18 protein-coding genes are annotated in these 17,431 nt (G+C 60.6%); all 18 read left to right on the top strand.

Translation table 11 applies throughout. From position 1 onward, the window contains the following. Positions 1-12 precede the first annotated feature (12 nt). Positions 13-1,800, top strand: coding sequence for a flagellar basal-body MS-ring/collar protein FliF (gene fliF, locus ACI77H_RS06070; RefSeq protein WP_407010936.1), 1,788 nt, complete (start codon positions 13-15; stop codon positions 1,798-1,800). Beyond that, entirely contained in the window at positions 1,793-2,812 is a 1,020-nt protein-coding gene (fliG, locus tag ACI77H_RS06065) for a flagellar motor switch protein FliG (RefSeq protein ID WP_003184041.1), read from the top strand. Before fliF ends, fliG begins: the two co-directional genes overlap by 8 nt. Positions 2,813-2,819: 7 nt before the next feature. Next, positions 2,820-3,620 carry a flagellar assembly protein FliH gene (gene fliH, locus ACI77H_RS06060; RefSeq protein ID WP_407010935.1) on the top strand — a complete coding sequence of 267 codons (801 nt, stop codon included), beginning with the start codon at positions 2,820-2,822 and terminating at the stop codon, positions 3,618-3,620. Further along, positions 3,610-4,968 (top strand): flagellar protein export ATPase FliI, encoded by a 1,359-nt coding sequence (gene fliI / locus ACI77H_RS06055; RefSeq protein ID WP_407010933.1) that lies wholly within the window; start codon positions 3,610-3,612, stop codon positions 4,966-4,968. The genes fliH and fliI overlap by 11 nt, the downstream gene beginning before the upstream one ends. 6 nt (positions 4,969-4,974) lie before the next feature. Then, on the top strand, positions 4,975-5,424 hold the full coding sequence (fliJ, locus tag ACI77H_RS06050; protein ID WP_150630232.1) for a flagellar export protein FliJ: 450 nt from the start codon (positions 4,975-4,977) through the stop codon (positions 5,422-5,424). Between the two features lie 158 nt (positions 5,425-5,582). Then, complete coding sequence (locus ACI77H_RS06045) at positions 5,583-5,888, top strand: STAS domain-containing protein (protein ID WP_407010931.1); 306 nt, start codon at positions 5,583-5,585, stop codon at positions 5,886-5,888. A 5-nt stretch (positions 5,889-5,893) separates the two neighbouring features. Continuing rightward, on the top strand, positions 5,894-7,600 hold the full coding sequence (locus ACI77H_RS06040) for a SpoIIE family protein phosphatase (RefSeq protein WP_407010929.1): 1,707 nt from the start codon (positions 5,894-5,896) through the stop codon (positions 7,598-7,600). Positions 7,601-7,630: 30 nt separating this feature from the next. Beyond that, positions 7,631-7,999, top strand: coding sequence for an Hpt domain-containing protein (locus ACI77H_RS06035; RefSeq protein ID WP_407010928.1), 369 nt, complete (start codon positions 7,631-7,633; stop codon positions 7,997-7,999). An 82-nt stretch (positions 8,000-8,081) separates the two neighbouring features. After that, positions 8,082-9,446 (top strand): flagellar hook-length control protein FliK, encoded by a 1,365-nt coding sequence (locus ACI77H_RS06030; RefSeq protein WP_407010927.1) that lies wholly within the window; start codon positions 8,082-8,084, stop codon positions 9,444-9,446. A gap of 184 nt (positions 9,447-9,630) precedes the next feature. Further along, positions 9,631-10,131 (top strand): flagellar basal body-associated protein FliL, encoded by a 501-nt coding sequence (fliL, locus tag ACI77H_RS06025; protein ID WP_407010926.1) that lies wholly within the window; start codon positions 9,631-9,633, stop codon positions 10,129-10,131. A gap of 9 nt (positions 10,132-10,140) precedes the next feature. Continuing rightward, a complete protein-coding gene (gene fliM, locus ACI77H_RS06020) occupies positions 10,141-11,109 on the top strand; it encodes a flagellar motor switch protein FliM (RefSeq protein WP_008024584.1) in 969 nt (322 codons plus the stop codon). 68 nt (positions 11,110-11,177) lie between these two features. Beyond that, on the top strand, positions 11,178-11,636 hold the full coding sequence (gene fliN / locus ACI77H_RS06015; protein ID WP_407010924.1) for a flagellar motor switch protein FliN: 459 nt from the start codon (positions 11,178-11,180) through the stop codon (positions 11,634-11,636). Beyond that, the gene (fliO, locus tag ACI77H_RS06010; RefSeq protein WP_407010923.1) at positions 11,637-12,092 is read left to right on the top strand and encodes a flagellar biosynthetic protein FliO; all 456 of its coding nucleotides are present in this window, start codon (positions 11,637-11,639) and stop codon (positions 12,090-12,092) included. It abuts the gene before it with no gap. After that, complete coding sequence (fliP, locus tag ACI77H_RS06005; RefSeq protein ID WP_407010921.1) at positions 12,092-12,850, top strand: flagellar type III secretion system pore protein FliP; 759 nt, start codon at positions 12,092-12,094, stop codon at positions 12,848-12,850. The genes fliO and fliP overlap by 1 nt, the downstream gene beginning before the upstream one ends. Continuing rightward, a complete protein-coding gene (fliQ, locus tag ACI77H_RS06000; protein WP_008024593.1) occupies positions 12,847-13,116 on the top strand; it encodes a flagellar biosynthesis protein FliQ in 270 nt (89 codons plus the stop codon). The genes fliP and fliQ overlap by 4 nt, the downstream gene beginning before the upstream one ends. A 3-nt stretch (positions 13,117-13,119) precedes the next feature. Then, positions 13,120-13,905, top strand: a complete 786-nt coding sequence (gene fliR / locus ACI77H_RS05995; RefSeq protein WP_150630224.1) for a flagellar biosynthetic protein FliR — start codon at positions 13,120-13,122, stop codon at positions 13,903-13,905. Between the two features lie 3 nt (positions 13,906-13,908). Next, the gene (gene flhB, locus ACI77H_RS05990; RefSeq protein ID WP_407010919.1) at positions 13,909-15,048 is read left to right on the top strand and encodes a flagellar biosynthesis protein FlhB; all 1,140 of its coding nucleotides are present in this window, start codon (positions 13,909-13,911) and stop codon (positions 15,046-15,048) included. Between the two features lie 249 nt (positions 15,049-15,297). Continuing rightward, positions 15,298-17,427, top strand: coding sequence for a flagellar biosynthesis protein FlhA (flhA, locus tag ACI77H_RS05985; protein WP_407010918.1), 2,130 nt, complete (start codon positions 15,298-15,300; stop codon positions 17,425-17,427). Positions 17,428-17,431: the final 4 nt, after the last annotated feature.

Here is a 17,431-nt window from a genome sequence, read left to right as displayed (position 1 = left end):
CGAGATTGAGTCATGGCAGAAGCAGTCGCCGATAATGTTCCGGCCAAGGCCACTCCGATAGACGGCAAACCGCCGCTGTTCGGCTTGTCCTTCCTGGAAAACCTCTCCGAGATGACCATGTTGCGTCAGGTGGGCCTGTTGGTCGGCCTGGCTGCGAGCGTGGCGATTGGCTTCGCCGTGGTGTTGTGGTCCCAGCAGCCGGACTACCGGCCTCTGTACGGCAGCCTTGCCGGTATGGATGCCAAGCAAGTCATGGATACCCTGGCGGCCGCTGACATTCCCTATACCGTTGAACCGAACTCCGGTGCCTTGCTGGTCAAGGCCGATGACTTGTCCCGTGCGCGTCTGAAACTCGCGGGCGCTGGTGTCACTCCCAGCGACGGCAACATCGGTTTCGAGATCCTCGACAAGGATCAGGGGCTGGGCACCAGCCAGTTCATGGAAGCCACCCGTTATCGTCGTGGCCTCGAAGGCGAACTGGCCCGGACCATCTCCAGCCTGAACAACGTCAAGGGTGCCCGCGTGCATCTGGCGATTCCGAAAAGCTCGGTGTTCGTGCGCGACGAACGCAAACCGAGCGCTTCGGTGCTGGTTGAGCTGTATTCCGGTCGATCTCTGGAGCCGGGTCAGGTGGTGGCGATCATCAACCTGGTCGCGACCAGCGTTCCAGAACTGAGCAAATCGCAGATCACCGTCGTCGACCAGAAGGGCAATCTGCTTTCGGATCAGGCGGAGAATTCCGAACTGACCATGGCCGGCAAGCAATTCGATTACAGCCGTCGCATGGAAAGCATGCTCACTCAGCGTGTGCACAACATCCTGCAACCGGTGCTGGGCAACGATCGCTATAAAGCCGAAGTCTCGGCGGACGTGGATTTCAGCGCCGTCGAATCGACCTCCGAGCAATTCAACCCGGACCAACCGGCGTTGCGTAGCGAGCAGTCGGTCAACGAACAACGCACTGCCAGCAATGGCCCGCAAGGCGTGCCGGGTGCCCTGAGCAACCAGCCGCCATCGCCAGCCTCGGCGCCGCAAACCACCGGGGGCGCTACGGCGTCGGCCGGCATGGTGCAGCCAGGCCAGCCACTGCTGGATGCCAACGGTCAGCAAATCATGGACCCGGCCACCGGCCAGCCAATGCTCGCACCGTATCCGGCGGACAAGCGTCAACAATCCACCAAGAACTTCGAACTCGACCGTTCCATCAGCCATACCAAGCAACAGCAGGGCCGATTGAATCGCCTGTCGGTGTCGGTAGTGGTGGACGATCAGGTCAAGATCAACGCAGCCAACGGCGAAACCTCCCGTGCCCCGTGGAGCGCCGACGAATTGGCGCGCTTTACCCGTCTGGTACAGGACGCCGTCGGTTTCGACGCCAGCCGTGGTGACAGTGTCAGTGTGATCAACATGCCGTTCTCCGCCGAGCGCGGTGAAGTGATTGCCGATATTCCGTTTTACTCCCAGCCCTGGTTCTGGGACATCGTCAAGCAAGTGCTGGGTGTCTTGTTCATCCTGATACTGGTGTTCGGCGTGCTGCGTCCGGTGCTCAACAACATCACCAATGGCGGCAAAGGCAAACAGCTGGCCGGTTTTGGCGGCGACGTGGAACTCGGTGGCATGGGCGGCCTGGATGGCGAACTGGCCAACGACCGCGTCAGCCTTGGCGGCCCGACCAGCATCCTGCTGCCAAGCCCGAGCGAAGGCTATGACGCACAGTTGAACGCAATCAAGAGTCTGGTGGCAGAAGATCCGGGTCGTGTGGCCCAGGTCGTGAAAGAGTGGATTAACGCAGATGAGTGATAACCGAGCCGCTGTCGCCAAACTGTCCCGGGTCGATAAAGCCGCGATTCTGCTGCTGTCCCTGGGTTCGACCGACGCCGCCCAAGTGCTGCGCCACATGGGGCCCAAAGAGGTCCAGCGTGTGGGTGTGGCCATGGCGCAAATGGGTAACGTGCACCGCGAGCAGGTCGAGCAGGTGATGAGCGAGTTCGTCGACATCGTCGGCGACCAGACCAGCCTGGGCGTCGGCTCCGACGACTACGTGCGCAAAATGCTGACTCAGGCACTGGGCGAAGACAAGGCCAACGGCCTGATCGACCGGATCCTGCTGGGTGGCAACACCAGTGGTCTCGACAGCCTGAAGTGGATGGAACCGCGCGCCGTCGCCGACGTGATCCGTTACGAGCACCCGCAGATCCAGGCGATCGTTGTGGCGTATCTCGACCCGGACCAGGCCGGCGAAGTGTTGGGCAACTTCGACCATAAGGTGCGACTGGACATCATTCTGCGGGTTTCCTCGCTGAACACCGTGCAGCCAGCTGCGCTGAAAGAACTCAATCAGATTCTCGAGAAGCAGTTCTCCGGCAACTCGAATGCCTCGCGCACCACCCTGGGTGGCATCAAGCGTGCGGCCGACATCATGAACTTCCTCGACAGCTCGATCGAAGGTCAGCTGATGGACTCGATCCGCGAAGTCGACGAAGACCTGTCCGGTCAGATCGAAGACCTCATGTTCGTGTTCAACAACCTGTCCGATGTCGACGACCGCGGGATTCAGGCGTTGCTGCGCGAAGTGTCCTCCGACGTGCTGGTCCTGGCCCTCAAAGGTTCCGACGAAGGCGTTAAAGAGAAGATCTTCAAGAACATGTCCAAACGGGCGGCCGAACTGTTGCGCGACGACCTCGAGGCCAAAGGCCCGGTGCGTGTCAGCGACGTGGAAACCGCACAGAAAGAAATCCTCACCATTGCTCGCCGTATGGCCGAAGCCGGAGAAATCGTTCTCGGCGGGAAGGGCGGCGAAGAGATGATCTAAGGTCACTATGTCGTCCAAACATGATGAGTCCAACACCGACCTGATCCGTGCCAAGGATGTCGGTGGTTTCGATGTCTGGTCGCTGCCCAGTTTCGACCCGCATGTGCCGGAACCCGAGCCGGAACCTGAGCCCGAGCCACCGGAAATGGAAGAAGTGCCGCTGGACGAAGTCCAGCCACTGACCCTCGAAGAGCTTGAAAGCATTCGCCAGGAGGCCTACAACGAAGGCTTCGCGACGGGTGAAAAAGAAGGTTTTCACAGTACGACGCTCAAGGTCCGTCAGGAAGCCGAGGCGATCCTGGCGCCGAAAGTCGCTGCCCTGGAGCAGTTGATGGCCAACCTGTTCGAACCCATCGCCGAGCAGGACACCCAGATCGAAAAGTCGCTGGTCGACCTCGTGCAGCACATCACCAAACAGGTGATTCAGCGCGAACTGGCGATTGACTCGACGCAGATCGAACATGTCATGCGCGAAGCCCTCAAGCTATTGCCGCTGGGCGTGGGCAACGTGCGGCTGTACATCAATCCGCAGGACTTCGAACAGGTCAAAGCCCTGCGCGAACGCCATGAAGAAACCTGGCGCATCGTCGAGGACGAAGCGTTGTTGCCTGGCGGTTGCCGGGTCGAGACTGAGCACAGTCGCATCGACGCCACCGTTGAAACCCGCGTCGCCCGGGTCATGGACAAGCTGTTCGATCAATTGCACGAACAGGCGCTGCACCCTGCCGCGCCGGACCTGAGCCTGGAGCTGCCGGCCGACGCCAAGCCTGTCGTCGAGCCTGAACCGGACGTTCCCGATGCGCCTTGATCGCACCAGCTTCGCCAAGCGTCTCGGCAGTTACGTCGAGGCCACGGAGTTGGCCGGCGCACCGATTCTTGAAGGCCGCTTGCTGCGCATGGTCGGCCTGACCCTCGAAGCCGAAGGCTTGCGCGCCGCCATGGGCAGCCGCTGCATGGTCATCAACGACGACAGTTACCATCCGGTGCAGGTCGAAGCTGAAGTCATGGGCTTCTCCGGCAGCAAAGTCTTTCTGATGCCGGTCGGCAGCGTCGCCGGCATCGCGCCCGGTGCCCGAGTGGTGCCGTTGGCCGATACCGGTCGTCTGCCGATGGGCATGAGCATGCTCGGACGGGTGCTTGATGGCGCCGGCCGTGCGCTGGACGGCAAGGGCGGAATGAAGGCTGAAGACTGGGTGCCGATGGACGGCCCGACGATCAACCCGCTCAAGCGTCACCCGATCAGTGAGCCGCTGGACGTGGGCATTCGCTCCATCAACGGCTTGTTGACGGTCGGTCGCGGCCAGCGACTCGGACTGTTTGCCGGTACCGGCGTGGGTAAATCCGTATTGCTGGGCATGATGACCCGCTTTACCGAGGCCGACATTATCGTCGTCGGGCTGATCGGTGAGCGGGGCCGCGAAGTTAAAGAATTCATCGAGCACATCCTCGGTGAAGAAGGCCTCAAGCGTTCAGTGGTCGTGGCGTCCCCCGCGGACGATGCGCCGCTGATGCGTCTGCGCGCCGCGATGTATTGCACCCGAATCGCCGAGTACTTTCGCGACAAGGGCAAGAATGTCCTGTTGTTGATGGACTCCTTGACCCGTTTCGCCCAGGCCCAGCGGGAAATCGCCCTGGCCATTGGCGAGCCGCCGGCGACCAAGGGTTATCCGCCCTCGGTGTTCGCCAAGTTACCGAAACTGGTGGAGCGGGCCGGTAACGCCGAAAAGGGCGGCGGTTCGATTACCGCGTTTTATACCGTGTTGTCCGAAGGCGACGACCAGCAGGATCCGATCGCCGACGCCGCGCGGGGTGTCCTCGACGGGCACATCGTCCTGTCCCGGCGTCTGGCCGAGGAAGGGCATTACCCGGCCATCGACATCGAGGCGTCGATCAGCCGGGTCATGCCGTCGGTGGTCTCGCCGGAACACATGACCCGCGCCCAGTATTTCAAGCAGTTGTGGTCGCGCTATCAACAGAGTCGCGACCTGATCAGCGTTGGCGCCTATGTGCCCGGCGGTGATCGTGAGACCGACCTGGCGATTTCCCTGCAACCGCAGCTGGTCAAATACCTGCGCCAGGGATTGAACGACAGCATCAGCCTGGGTGAAAGCGAAGCCTATCTCGGCTCGATCTTTGCGCCTGCGGCTGGCGGCTAATCGATCATGGCCCAGAGTCGGGCAGGGCGCTTGGCGCCGGTGGTTGAAATGGCCGAAAAGGCTGAGAAAACCGCCGTCCAGCGGTTGGGCCATTTTCAGGGTCAGGTTCGCCTGGCTGAAAGTAAGCTCGCCGACCTTGAAGCCTTTCGACTCGATTATCAGGAGCAATGGATCGTGCGCGGCAGCAGCGGCGTCTCGGGCCAATGGCTGCTGGGTTACCAGGGCTTCCTCGCGCAACTGGGGACCGCCATTGATCAGCAGCGGCAAAGCCTGGCGTGGCATCAGAACAATCTGAACAAGGCTCGGGAAACCTGGCAGCAGGCGTTTGCCCGGGTCGAAGGCTTGCGCAAGCTGGTTCAGCGCTATGCGGATGAGGCGCGGCAGCTGGAAGACAAGCGCGAGCAGAAGTTGCTGGACGAGTTGTCCCAGCGATTGCCGCGCGAGAGTCCGTACTGAATCAGTCTGACCGCGTTATCGTTCTTCGTCGGAACGCCACTCGGAGCTTGCCCGCGAAGACCTGCTCGAAAACTCCACAAACTTCCAGCCTTGCCCCCATCTCCACCAAGTGCTAAACCTTGTACAAGTATGTTCACCAATGACAAGGAAGCCGTTCAATGTCAGTTGTTACAGAAGTCTCCCCGAATGGGCAAAAACTGACGATATCGATCAAGGGACGATTCGATTTCGCCAAACATCAGGAATTTCGTGAATCCTACGAGCATCTTGAGCCAAAACCCGAGTCCTTCGAAGTGAACTTGAAGGACGCCACTTACCTCGACAGTTCCGCGCTAGGCATGTTGTTGCTGTTGCGTGATCACGCCGGTGGCGAGAACGCCGAGATCACGCTGACCAACGCCAACGCCGATGTGCGCAAGATCCTCGCCATCTCTAACTTCGAACAGATCTTCGACGTGGCGTGACGGCCGTGCAATCGTTGTTCGAGCCGCTGACGATCCTGATCGCTGAAGACAGCGCGGCCGACCGCATGCTGCTGTCGAGCATTGTCCGTCGCCAGGGTCATGAAGTCCTGACGGCGGCCAACGGCGCCGAAGCGGTCGAAGCGTTTCGCCAGCAGCGACCGCAATTGGTTTTGATGGACGCCATGATGCCGGTGATGGACGGTTTCGAGGCGGCGCGGCAGATCAAGGCGCTGGCCGGGGAAACCCTGGTGCCGATCATCTTCCTGACGTCGCTGACCGAAAGCGAAGCCCTGGCGCGCTGTCTGGAGGCCGGCGGTGACGACTTTCTGGCAAAACCCTACAACCAGGTGATCCTCGCCGCCAAAATCAAGGCGATGGACCGCTTGCGCCGGTTGCAGGCCACCGTGCTGGAGCAGCGTGACCAGATCGCCCGGCATCACGATTACCTGCTCAACGAACAGCGTGTGGCAAAAGCTGTGTTCGATAAGGTCGCCCACTCTGGCTGCCTGAACGCCCCCAACATCCGTTACCTGCAATCGCCCTATGCGCTGTTCAACGGTGATTTGCTGCTCGCGGCATTCACTCCGGCCGGCGACATGCACGTGCTGCTGGGCGATTTCACCGGCCATGGCTTGCCGGCCGCCGTCGGGGCGATGCCGCTGGCCGAAGTCTTCTACGGCATGACCGCCAAGGGTTATGGCCTATCGGAAACCCTGCGCGAGATGAACGCCAAGCTCAAGCGCATCCTGCCGGTGGATATGTTCTGTTGTGCGACGCTGCTGTGCCTGAGTTTTCAGCGGCGCTCGGTGGAAGTCTGGAACGGCGGGATGCCGGACGGTTACCTGCACACTATCGCCAGCGGCGAGCGTACACCGCTGGCGGCTCGGCATTTGCCCCTTGGCGTGCTGAGCCCGCAGACGTTCGATGACCGCACCGAAGTGTTTCCGATGGCGGTCGGGGATCGGGTGTTTCTGTTGTCCGACGGGGTGATCGATACGTGTGATGCCAATGAGCAGTTGTTCGGTGTCGAGCGATTGCAGCAGGTGTTTGCGGCCAACCGTCAGCCCGATCGGCTGTTCGAGGAGATCGAGCAGGCGCTGCGGGATTTTCGCGGTGAGGCTCGCGACGACGTCAGCATGGTCGAAGTCAGCCTGTTGGAGGCTGCACAGCTGAGTCCGCCGGCGCCGGTTTATTCCGATAGCGGTCAGTCCTGCCCGCTGGACTGGTCGGTGAGTTTCGAGTTTCGCGCCGCTACCCTCAAGCGCTTCAATCCACTGCCGTATCTTTTGCAGTTACTGTTGGAGGTCCATGGTTTGCGCGCACAGAGCGGTGCGCTTTACAGCGTGCTCGCGGAGCTGTACTCCAATGCGCTGGAACATGGCGTGCTGGGGCTGGACTCAAGTCTGAAACGCGATGCGTCAGGTTTTACCCGCTATTATCAGCAGCGCAATGCGCGCCTGGACGCGCTGCAAGATGGCTACGTGCGCGTGCATTTTCAGGTCGTGCCCAACGATGAGGGCGGTTGCCTGACGATTCGTGTCGAAGACAGCGGCAAGGGTTTTGATGTCGATCAGGTGATGGCGCGCCCCCTCGATGGCGCCCGTCTATCGGGACGGGGGGTCAGTCTGATCCGCCAGTTGGGCCGTAACGCCAACTGGGCCGACGATGGTCGTAGTGCCCGCGTGGAATTTTTCTGGGAGGCTCTGGCATAATCCGCGCATTCTTGATCAAGGAGTGAGCAAGTGGCTGACACACACCTGGACCGCGACGTGCTGAGCGCGTTGCAAGAGGTCATGGAGGATGATTATCCGACGTTGCTGGATACCTTCCTCGCCGATTCCCAAGAGCGCTTGAGTCTGCTGCACAAGGCAGTTGATGCCGAGACGCTCGGTGCTACTGCGCACAGTTTCAAGGGCAGTTGCAGCAACATGGGCGCCATTCGCCTCGCGCAGCTGTGCGATGAACTTGAACAGCTAAGCAAGCAGACGTCTGCGAAAGGCATCGAGAAACTGGTCGGAGCCATCGATGGCGAATTTGCCATTATCCGTCCTCTCTACGAAGCAGAGCGCCAGCGCTCTCTCGCTGACAGTGCCTCCGTCCGGCGCTTTTAACGCTGGCCTGACAAAACTGGCGCAACCCTTGCAGTAATCTCCGCAACTGTACCTACGATCCCAGTGCAGCGGAGACCGTTTCATGCCCGTTACCCCCAATATTCTTCTTCAGGCCGCCGCTCAGGCCAAGACTCAAGCCGCCTCCGCCAATCCACCGGCGCTGTCCGCTGAGCCCGGGGACAAGGCGTCCAGCTTCGCTCAGGTCTACGCCAATCAAGCCCAGAACAAGCCCTCTGCGGCCACCGATGGATCGGCGAAGCCGGTGCGCGATAAAACCCCGGACAGTCCCGATAAAAAGAGCGTCGGCAACGACAATGCTGCCGCCCCGGAACCGACGGTTGCCGATAGCGGCAAATCCTTGCCCGCCGATAAACCGGCACCGGCCGACGGCAAGACCGCCAGCGATGATGCGGCGGATACTGCAGAAACCCCGGTAGCCGACACGGCGCCGGTTGATCCGGCCCTCGATCCTTCATTGCTGCCAGCGTTGCAGGCCGTGGTGGCCGCTCCGGCTCCGCAGGTGCCGCCAGTGGTGGTCACTGAGCAGCCGCAAGTCCAGGCGCCTGTTGCTGCGCCGGTGACGGCGGCACAGGTGGCTGCGCCAGCGGATGACGCGTTCGATCCTGAAGCCGATCCGCTGGATGCGCTGCCGGCCGTGCGTATGGCCATGGAGCAGGGTGGTCATATTTCCGCTGCCAGTCAGGCGCAACCCAAGGCAGCACCAACGGCTGCTCAGGCCCAGGCTGACGGCGAACCCACCTCGGCGCAGAACTTTGCCGCCGGCATGGCGGGCATGTTCGATGTGCAGGCAGACAAGGACAGTACCAGCCAGGGCGGTGAGAAATCTTTCAGTGGCCTGATCGATGATGGCCTCAAGGATTTGAAGTCAGCCAGCAGTGATACCCGTGTCGACGACTTCGCCAACCGCCTGGCGGCGCTGACCCAGGCTGCCACACCGAAAACCGCCAACGCGGTGCCGGTGAATCAGCCGATTACGATGAATCAAAGCGGCTGGACCGAGGAAGTGGTGAACCGGGTCATGTACCTGTCCAGCGCCAATCTCAAGGCGGCCGATATCCAGCTGCAACCGGCCGAGCTGGGGCGCCTCGATATTCGGGTGAACATGGTGCCGGATCAGCAGACCCAAGTGACTTTCATGAGCGCGCATCCAAGCGTTCGCGAAGCGCTCGATGGGCAGATGCACCGCTTGCGTGACATGTTCGCGCAGCAGGGCATGGGTCAGGTCGATGTCAACGTTTCCGACCAGTCGCGTGGCTGGCAGGGCCAGGGTCAGGAACAACAGGCTCAACAGGGGCAGGGCGGGCGCACCAACGCCAGCGGCGGTCGCCTCGAGGGTGCGGATGAAGAGCTCGTGCCGACCGTTGCCGACGTGGCGGCCAGCACGACCAGCGTCATCGGTTCCAGCGCTGTCGATTACTACGCCTGATTGAATCAGCACCCTCCCTGTGGGAGCGAGCTTGCTCGCGAAGGTTGCCCACGATAACGCGCCAAACCTGACATCTCGGGGCGTTCTCGGGTTTTTCGCGAGCAAGCTCGTTCCTACATGGCATAACACTTGCTCTTGCCTTGCCGTGCGACTGTGAAAACCCGAATAGTGACGGATTATTGGCATGGCGAAGAGCGAAGCAGCAGTAAAAGACCCCGCAACCAAAGGCAAAATCAAGCTGATCATTGTGATCGTGGTAGCCCTGCTGCTGGCGATCGGCTTGTCCGTGGGAGCGACCTGGTTCTTCATGCACAGCGCTCAGAGCAAGCCTGTCGCCGTGGCTGAAACCGCCCCGATCGGCAAGCAGCCAGCGGTTTTCGAGCAAATGGCGCCGGCCTTCGTGGCCAACTACAACCAGAACGGCCGCCAGCGCTACATGCAGGTGAGCATCACCATGCAGGGTCGCAATCAGGCCGACCTGGAAGCGCTCAAAGTCCACATGCCGGTGATCCGCAATAACCTTGTCATGCTGTTCTCCGGGCAGGATTTCGCGACCCTGGCGTCGCCGGTCGGTCAGGAAATGCTGCGCCAGAAAGCCACGGCGAGCGTCCAGGAAGTGGCGCAGAAAGAGCTCGGCAAAGTGGTCATCGAACAGTTGCTTTTCACTAATTTCGTACTGCAGTAGGAACACGACATGGCCGTGCAGGACCTGCTGTCCCAGGATGAGATCGATGCGCTGTTGCATGGTGTCGACGATGGTCTGGTACAGACCGATACCGCTGCCGAGCCCGGCAGCGTCAAAAGCTACGACCTGACCAGCCAGGATCGCATCGTCCGCGGACGCATGCCGACCCTGGAAATGATCAACGAGCGTTTCGCCCGCTACACCCGTATCAGCATGTTCAACATGCTGCGCCGCTCGGCGGACGTTGCCGTCGGTGGTGTGCAGGTGATGAAGTTCGGCGAATACGTGCACTCGTTGTACGTGCCGACCAGCCTCAACCTGGTCAAGATCAAACCATTGCGCGGCACCGCACTGTTCATCCTCGACGCCAAACTGGTGTTCAAGTTGGTGGACAACTTTTTCGGCGGCGACGGCCGTCACGCGAAGATCGAAGGGCGTGAATTCACCCCGACCGAACTGCGGGTGGTGCGCATGGTGCTGGAGCAGGCCTTCGTCGATCTGAAGGAAGCCTGGCAGGCGATCATGGAAGTGAACTTCGAGTACATCAACTCGGAAGTGAACCCGGCCATGGCCAACATCGTCGGCCCGAGCGAAGCGATTGTGGTCTCCACCTTCCACATCGAACTCGATGGCGGTGGCGGCGACCTGCACGTGACCATGCCGTACTCGATGATCGAGCCGGTGCGCGAAATGCTCGACGCCGGCTTCCAGTCGGACCTCGACGATCAGGACGAGCGCTGGGTCAATGCCTTGCGCCAGGACGTGCTCGACGTCGACGTGCCGATCGGTGCGACGGTTGCCCGTCGCCAGTTGCGCCTGCGGGACATTCTGCACATGCAGCCGGGGGACATTATCCCGGTCGAAATGCCGGAAGAAATGATCATGCGCGCCAACGGCGTGCCTGCGTTCAAGGTCAAGATGGGCTCGCACAAAGGCAACCTCGCGTTGCAAGTGATCGAGCCGATCGAGCGCCGTTGACCGGCGCCTCTCCACATTCGCTTTTAACTGACGGCGCCTTTTGAAGGGCTGCCCGCCGAGGACACAAGATGGCTGACGATATGAATACCCAGGACGACCAGGCGCTGGCTGATGAATGGGCTGCGGCCCTGGAAGAAACCGGTGATGCCGGGCAGGATGACATCGACGCCTTGCTGGCTGCCGACGCTTCCGGTTCGTCGTCCAACCGTCTGCCGATGGAAGAGTTCGGCAGCGTGCCGAAAAACAACGACCCGGTAACCCTGGACGGTCCGAACCTGGACGTGATCCTCGATATTCCGGTATCGATTTCCATGGAGGTCGGCAGCACCGACATCAACATCCGTAACCTGCTGCAACTCAATCAGGGGTCGGTGATCGAGCTCGATCGCCTGGCTGGTGAGCCGCTGGACGTGCTGGTCAACGGTACGTTGATCGCTCACGGTGAAGTAGTAGTGGTCAACGAGAAGTTTGGCATCCGCCTGACCGACGTGATCAGCCCAAGCGAACGCATCAAGAAGCTGCGCTGAGTGAAACAGGTTCCGGGTTCTCTGCTGGGGCTGGCGCTGGCCTTGCCGTTCAGCGTGCTGGCGGCCGAGCCGGTGGCGACGGCCGTCACGACCGTCGCACCTGCTGTCAGCAGCGGTGTGGCGGGGCAGTTGACGCAACTGGTGCTCGGCTTGCTGCTGGTGCTGGGGTTGATCTTCTTCCTCGCCTGGCTGCTGCGCCGGGTCCAGCAGGCCGGGCCTGCCGGCAAAGGGCAGGTGATCGAGTTGATCGGTTCCCGGGCGCTGGGTCCGCGTGACCGATTGATGCTGGTGCAGGTCGGCAACGAGCAGATTCTGCTCGGTTTGAGCCCTGGCACCATTACTGCTCTGCATGTGCTCAAGGAGCCGGTGCACGTACCGGTCACCGAAAAAGCGACCCCGGAGTTTGCCCTGCGCCTGATGGAGCTGATGGGCAAGGATCAGAAGGATAAGAAGTAATGGGTGCGCTACGCATCATCTTGACGCTGGCCCTGATGCTGGCCGCGCCGCTGGCCTTCGCCGCCGATCCGTTGTCGATCCCGGCGATCACCCTGGGCACCAACGCCAATGGCGCTCAGGAATACTCGGTCAGCCTGCAAATCCTGCTGATCATGACTGCGCTGAGTTTCATTCCGGCGTTCGTCATGCTGATGACCAGTTTCACCCGGATCATCATCGTCTTCTCGATCCTGCGTCAGGCCCTGGGTCTGCAGCAGACGCCGTCGAACCAGATCCTTACGGGCATGGCGCTGTTCCTGACCCTGTTCATCATGGCGCCGGTGTTCGACCGGGTAAACCAGGATGCCTTGCAACCGTACCTGGCGGAAAAACTCACCGCACAGGATGCCGTGGCCAAGGCTCAGGTGCCGATCAAGGACTTCATGCTGGCGCAGACGCGCAGCAGCGATCTGGAGCTGTTCATGCGCCTGTCCAAGCGCACTGACATCGCCACGCCGGATCAGGCACCGCTGACGATTCTGGTGCCGGCCTTCGTCACCTCCGAGCTGAAAACCGCGTTCCAGATCGGTTTCATGATCTTCATTCCGTTCCTGATCATCGACCTGGTGGTCGCCAGTGTGTTGATGGCGATGGGGATGATGATGCTCTCGCCGCTGATCATTTCCCTGCCGTTCAAGATCATGCTGTTTGTGCTGGTGGATGGCTGGGCGCTGATCATCGGGACATTGGCGAGCAGCTTCGGTGGTGTCTCGCCATGACCCCGGAAGTCGCGGTAGACATCTTTCGCGAAGCGCTCTGGCTGACCACCATGATGGTCGCGGTGCTGGTGATTCCGAGCCTGCTGGTGGGCCTGTTGGTCGCGATGTTCCAGGCGGCCACGCAGATCAACGAACAGACCCTGAGCTTCCTGCCGCGCCTGCTGGTCATGCTGGTGACGCTGATCGTTGCCGGCCCGTGGCTGGTGCAGACGTTCATGGAATACATCCTGCAGTTGTACGGCAACATTCCTCGGGTCATCGGCTAAGTCATGCCGTCGTTGCTGCAACTGACCGATACCCAGATCAGCACCTGGGTGGCGACGTTCATGTTGCCGTTGTTTCGCATCGGTGCCTTGCTGATGGTCATGCCGGTCTTCGGTACGACCCTGGTGCCCAAGCGAGTGCGCCTGTATTTCGCCCTCGCAATCACGGTCGTGATTGCTCCCGGATTGCCGCCGATGCCGCCGGTCAATGCGCTGGACTTGAGCGGGCTGCTGCTGATTGCCGAACAGATCCTCATCGGCGCGGTGTTTGGGTTCGCCCTGCAACTGTTCTTCCAGGCGTTCGTGGTCGCCGGGCAGATCGTTTCGATTCAGATGGGCATGGGCTTCGCGTCGATGGTCGACCCCACCAACGGCGTTTCGGTGGCGGTGATCGGGCAGTTCTTCACCATGCTGGTGACATTGTTGTTCCTTGCCATGAATGGCCACTTGGTGGTCTTCGAAATTCTCACTGAAAGTTTCACCACGTTGCCGGTCGGTAGCGGGTTGATGGTTTCACAATTCTGGGACCTGGCCGGCAAGCTCGGTTGGGTGTTGGGCGCGGCGTTGATGCTGGTGCTGCCGGCGATCACGGCACTATTGGTGGTCAACATCGCGTTTGGCGTGATGACCCGCGCCGCGCCGCAGCTGAACATCTTTTCCATCGGCTTCCCGCTGACCCTGGTGCTCGGGCTGTTTATCGTCTGGGTCGGGCTGGCGGACATCATCAATCAGTATCAACCGCTGGCCACCGAGGCCTTGCAGTGGTTACGCGAACTGGCACGGGCGCGCTGAGTCATGGCTGAGAGCGAAAGCGGTCAGGACAAAACAGAAGACCCCACGGAGAAACGTAAAAAGGACTCCAGGGACAAGGGCGAGATTGCGCGCTCCAAAGAGCTCAACACCTTGGCGATCATGCTCGCAGGTGCCAGTGCGCTGCTGATTTTCGGCGGGGCTTTGGCGCAGGACATGATGGAGCTGATGCGGATGAACTTCACGCTGTCGCGGGAAGTGATTCTGGATCAGCGCAGCATGGGCGCCTTCCTGCTGCACTCGGGGCAGATTGCCTTGGTGGCGATTCAGCCGGTGATGATCACCCTGTTGCTAGCGGCGTTTCTCGGCCCGATTTCCCTTGGTGGCTGGCTGTTCGCGGCGGGCTCGATGGCGCCGAAATTCAGTCGCATGAACCCTGGCGCCGGGCTGAAGCGGATGTTCTCGGCCAAGGCGCTGGTGGAACTGCTCAAGGCCCTGGCGAAGTTTTTCATTGTGCTGTTCGTCGCGCTGGCGGTGTTGAATTCCGACATCGACGACCTGATGCGCATTGCGCACGAGCCGTTGGACATGGCGATTATTCACAGCCTGCAGGTGGTCGGCTGGAGCACCCTATGGATGGCCTGCGGCTTGATCATCATCGCCGCCGTCGACGTGCCGGTGCAGTTGTGGGAAAGCCACAAGAAGCTGCTGATGACCAAGCAGGAAGTGCGCGACGAACACAAGGATCAGGAAGGGCGGCCGGAGGTCAAGCAGCGCATTCGTCAGTTGCAGCGTGAGATGTCCCAGCGTCGGATGATGGCGGCCATCCCCGAGGCTGACGTGGTTATTACCAACCCGACTCACTACGCCGTGGTGCTCAAATACGACTCGGACAAGGGCGGGGCGCCGATGCTGATTGCCAAGGGCAGTGATTTCCTGGCCCTGAAAATCCGTGAAATCGCTGTGGCCAACGAAGTGTTGCTGCTGGAATCTCCGGCCCTGGCGCGTTCGATCTATTACTCCACCGAGCTGGAGCAGGAAATTCCCGGCGGGCTCTATCTGGCCGTCGCTCAGGTATTGGCCTACGTCTACCAGATCCGACAGCACCGTGCCGGCAAGGGCAAGCGGCCGGATCCGCTCAAGGATGACCTGCCGATTCCACCGGATCTGCGCCGCGATTCCTGAGTTTTGTGCTATCAGCAAGGGGCTTTTCGCGAGCAAGCCCGCTCCCACTTTTGAACGTGTTTCTCTGGTAGGGCACCGTCAAATGTGGGCGCGAGCCTGCTCGCGAAGGCGTCAGCTCAAACAACACCAATCCCCCTCGATATCCCCCTCTGTTTCAAGCCCCGGCAAAAGTTGGAAGGTTTCTTGCAATAGCCGCCCTGCGCCTGCTTCAGGCGTCAAAAGTTTGCTTTAAAGGAACGGGGAAAACCGGTGGATCGCTCTCAGTTACTCAACAGTGCCCGCACAAACGTTGCCGACTTAAGTCGGGGCAATCTGGGCGTGCCGTTGTTGCTGCTGGTCATGCTGGCCATGATGATGCTGCCGGTGCCGCCGTTCCTGCTGGATGTGTTCTTCACGTTCAACATTGCGTTGTCGATCGTCGTGCTGCTGGTCTGTGTCTACGCCTTGCGACCGCTGGATTTCGCGGTGTTCCCGACCATTCTGCTGGTGGCGACATTGTTGCGCCTGGCGCTGAACGTGGCCTCCACGCGGGTGGTGATGCTTCACGGGCAGGACGGCCATGCCGCCGCCGGTAAGGTGATCCAGGCGTTCGGTGAGGTGGTGATCGGCGGCAACTACGTGGTCGGTATCGTGGTCTTCGCCATTTTGATGATCATCAACTTCGTCGTGGTCACCAAGGGTGCCGGGCGGATTTCCGAGGTGAGCGCGCGTTTCACCCTCGATGCGATGCCCGGCAAACAAATGGCGATCGACGCCGATTTGAACGCTGGCCTGATCGATCAGAACCAGGCCAAGCTGCGCCGGATGGAAGTCGCCCAGGAGGCCGAGTTCTACGGTTCCATGGACGGTGCCAGCAAGTTCGTGCGCGGTGACGCCATCGCCGGTTTGCTGATTCTGTTCATCAACCTGATCGGCGGCATGGCGGTCGGTATTTTCCAGCACGGCATGACCTTCGGCGATGCCGGTCGGGTGTATGCCTTGTTGACCATCGGTGACGGTTTGGTGGCGCAATTGCCATCACTGTTGTTATCGACAGCTGCAGCGATCATGGTGACCCGTGCTTCCGGTTCGGAAGACATGGGCAAACAGATCAATCGCCAGATGTTCGCCTCGCCCAAGGCGTTGGCCGTGGCGGCGGGTTTGATGGCGGTGATGGGCCTCGTGCCGGGCATGCCACACTTTTCCTTTCTGAGCATGGCGGCCCTGGCGGCCGGTGGCGCGTACCTGTTCTGGAAGAAGCAGAACACCGTCAAGGTTCAGGCCTTGCAGGAGGTCAAGCGTCAGCAGGAATTGCTGCCATCGCCGGCCCGCGCTCAGGAAACCAAGGAGCTTGGCTGGGACGATGTGACGCCAATCGACATGATTGGCCTGGAAGTCGGCTATCGCCTGATTCCGCTGGTGGACCGCAACCAGGGTGGTCAGTTGCTGGCGCGGATCAAGGGCGTGCGTAAAAAGCTGTCCCAGGATCTGGGGTTCCTGATGCCGACTGTGCATATCCGTGACAACCTCGATCTCGCGCCGAGCGCCTATCGCCTCACTCTAATGGGAGTGATCCTGGCCGAAGCGGAGATTTATCCGGATCGCGAGCTGGCGATCAACCCCGGCCAGGTCTACGGCTCGCTGAACGGCATTACCGCCAAAGATCCGGCTTTCGGGCTGGAGGCGGTCTGGATCGAAGTCAGTCAGCGTGCACAGGCGCAATCCCTTGGTTACACCGTGGTCGATGCCAGTACGGTAGTGGCAACCCACTTGAACCAGATTCTGTACAAGCACTCCAGTGAGCTGATCGGCCACGAAGAAGTGCAGCAACTGATGCAATTGCTGGCCAAAAGCTCGCCAAAACTGGCCGAGGAGTTGGTGCCTGGCGTGGTGTCGTTGTCGCAGCTGCTCAAGGTGCTCCAGGCGTTGCTGGCCGAACAGGTGCCTGTACGTGACATCCGCAGCATCGCCGAGGCGATCGCCAACAATGCCGCCAAGAGTCAAGATACTGCCGCTCTGGTGGCCGCGGTGCGCGTCGGCGTATCCCGTGCAATCGTCCAAAGCATTGTAGGGACTGAGTCCGAGCTGCCAGTTATCACCTTGGAGCCAAGGTTGGAACAAATATTGCTCAATAGTCTTCAGAAGGCAGGACAAGGCTCGGAAGAGGGCGTTCTGCTGGAGCCAAGCATGGCTGAAAAACTGCAACGCTCGTTGATCGACGCGGCGCAGCGTCAGGAAATGCAAGGTCAACCGGTGATTCTGCTGGTGGCCGGCCCGGTTCGCGCGATGTTGTCGCGATTCGGCCGACTGGCAGTCCCGGGTTTGCACGTGTTGGCTTACCAGGAAATCCCTGACAACAAGCAAGTGACCATCGTTGCGACAGTAGGGCCCAACGGCTGAGGTA

Origin of the sequence: Pseudomonas sp. O230 (assembly GCF_045447035.1) — a bacterium.
Classification (GTDB): domain Bacteria; phylum Pseudomonadota; class Gammaproteobacteria; order Pseudomonadales; family Pseudomonadaceae; genus Aquipseudomonas.
This window is presented reverse-complemented; position numbering and strand designations above follow the sequence as displayed.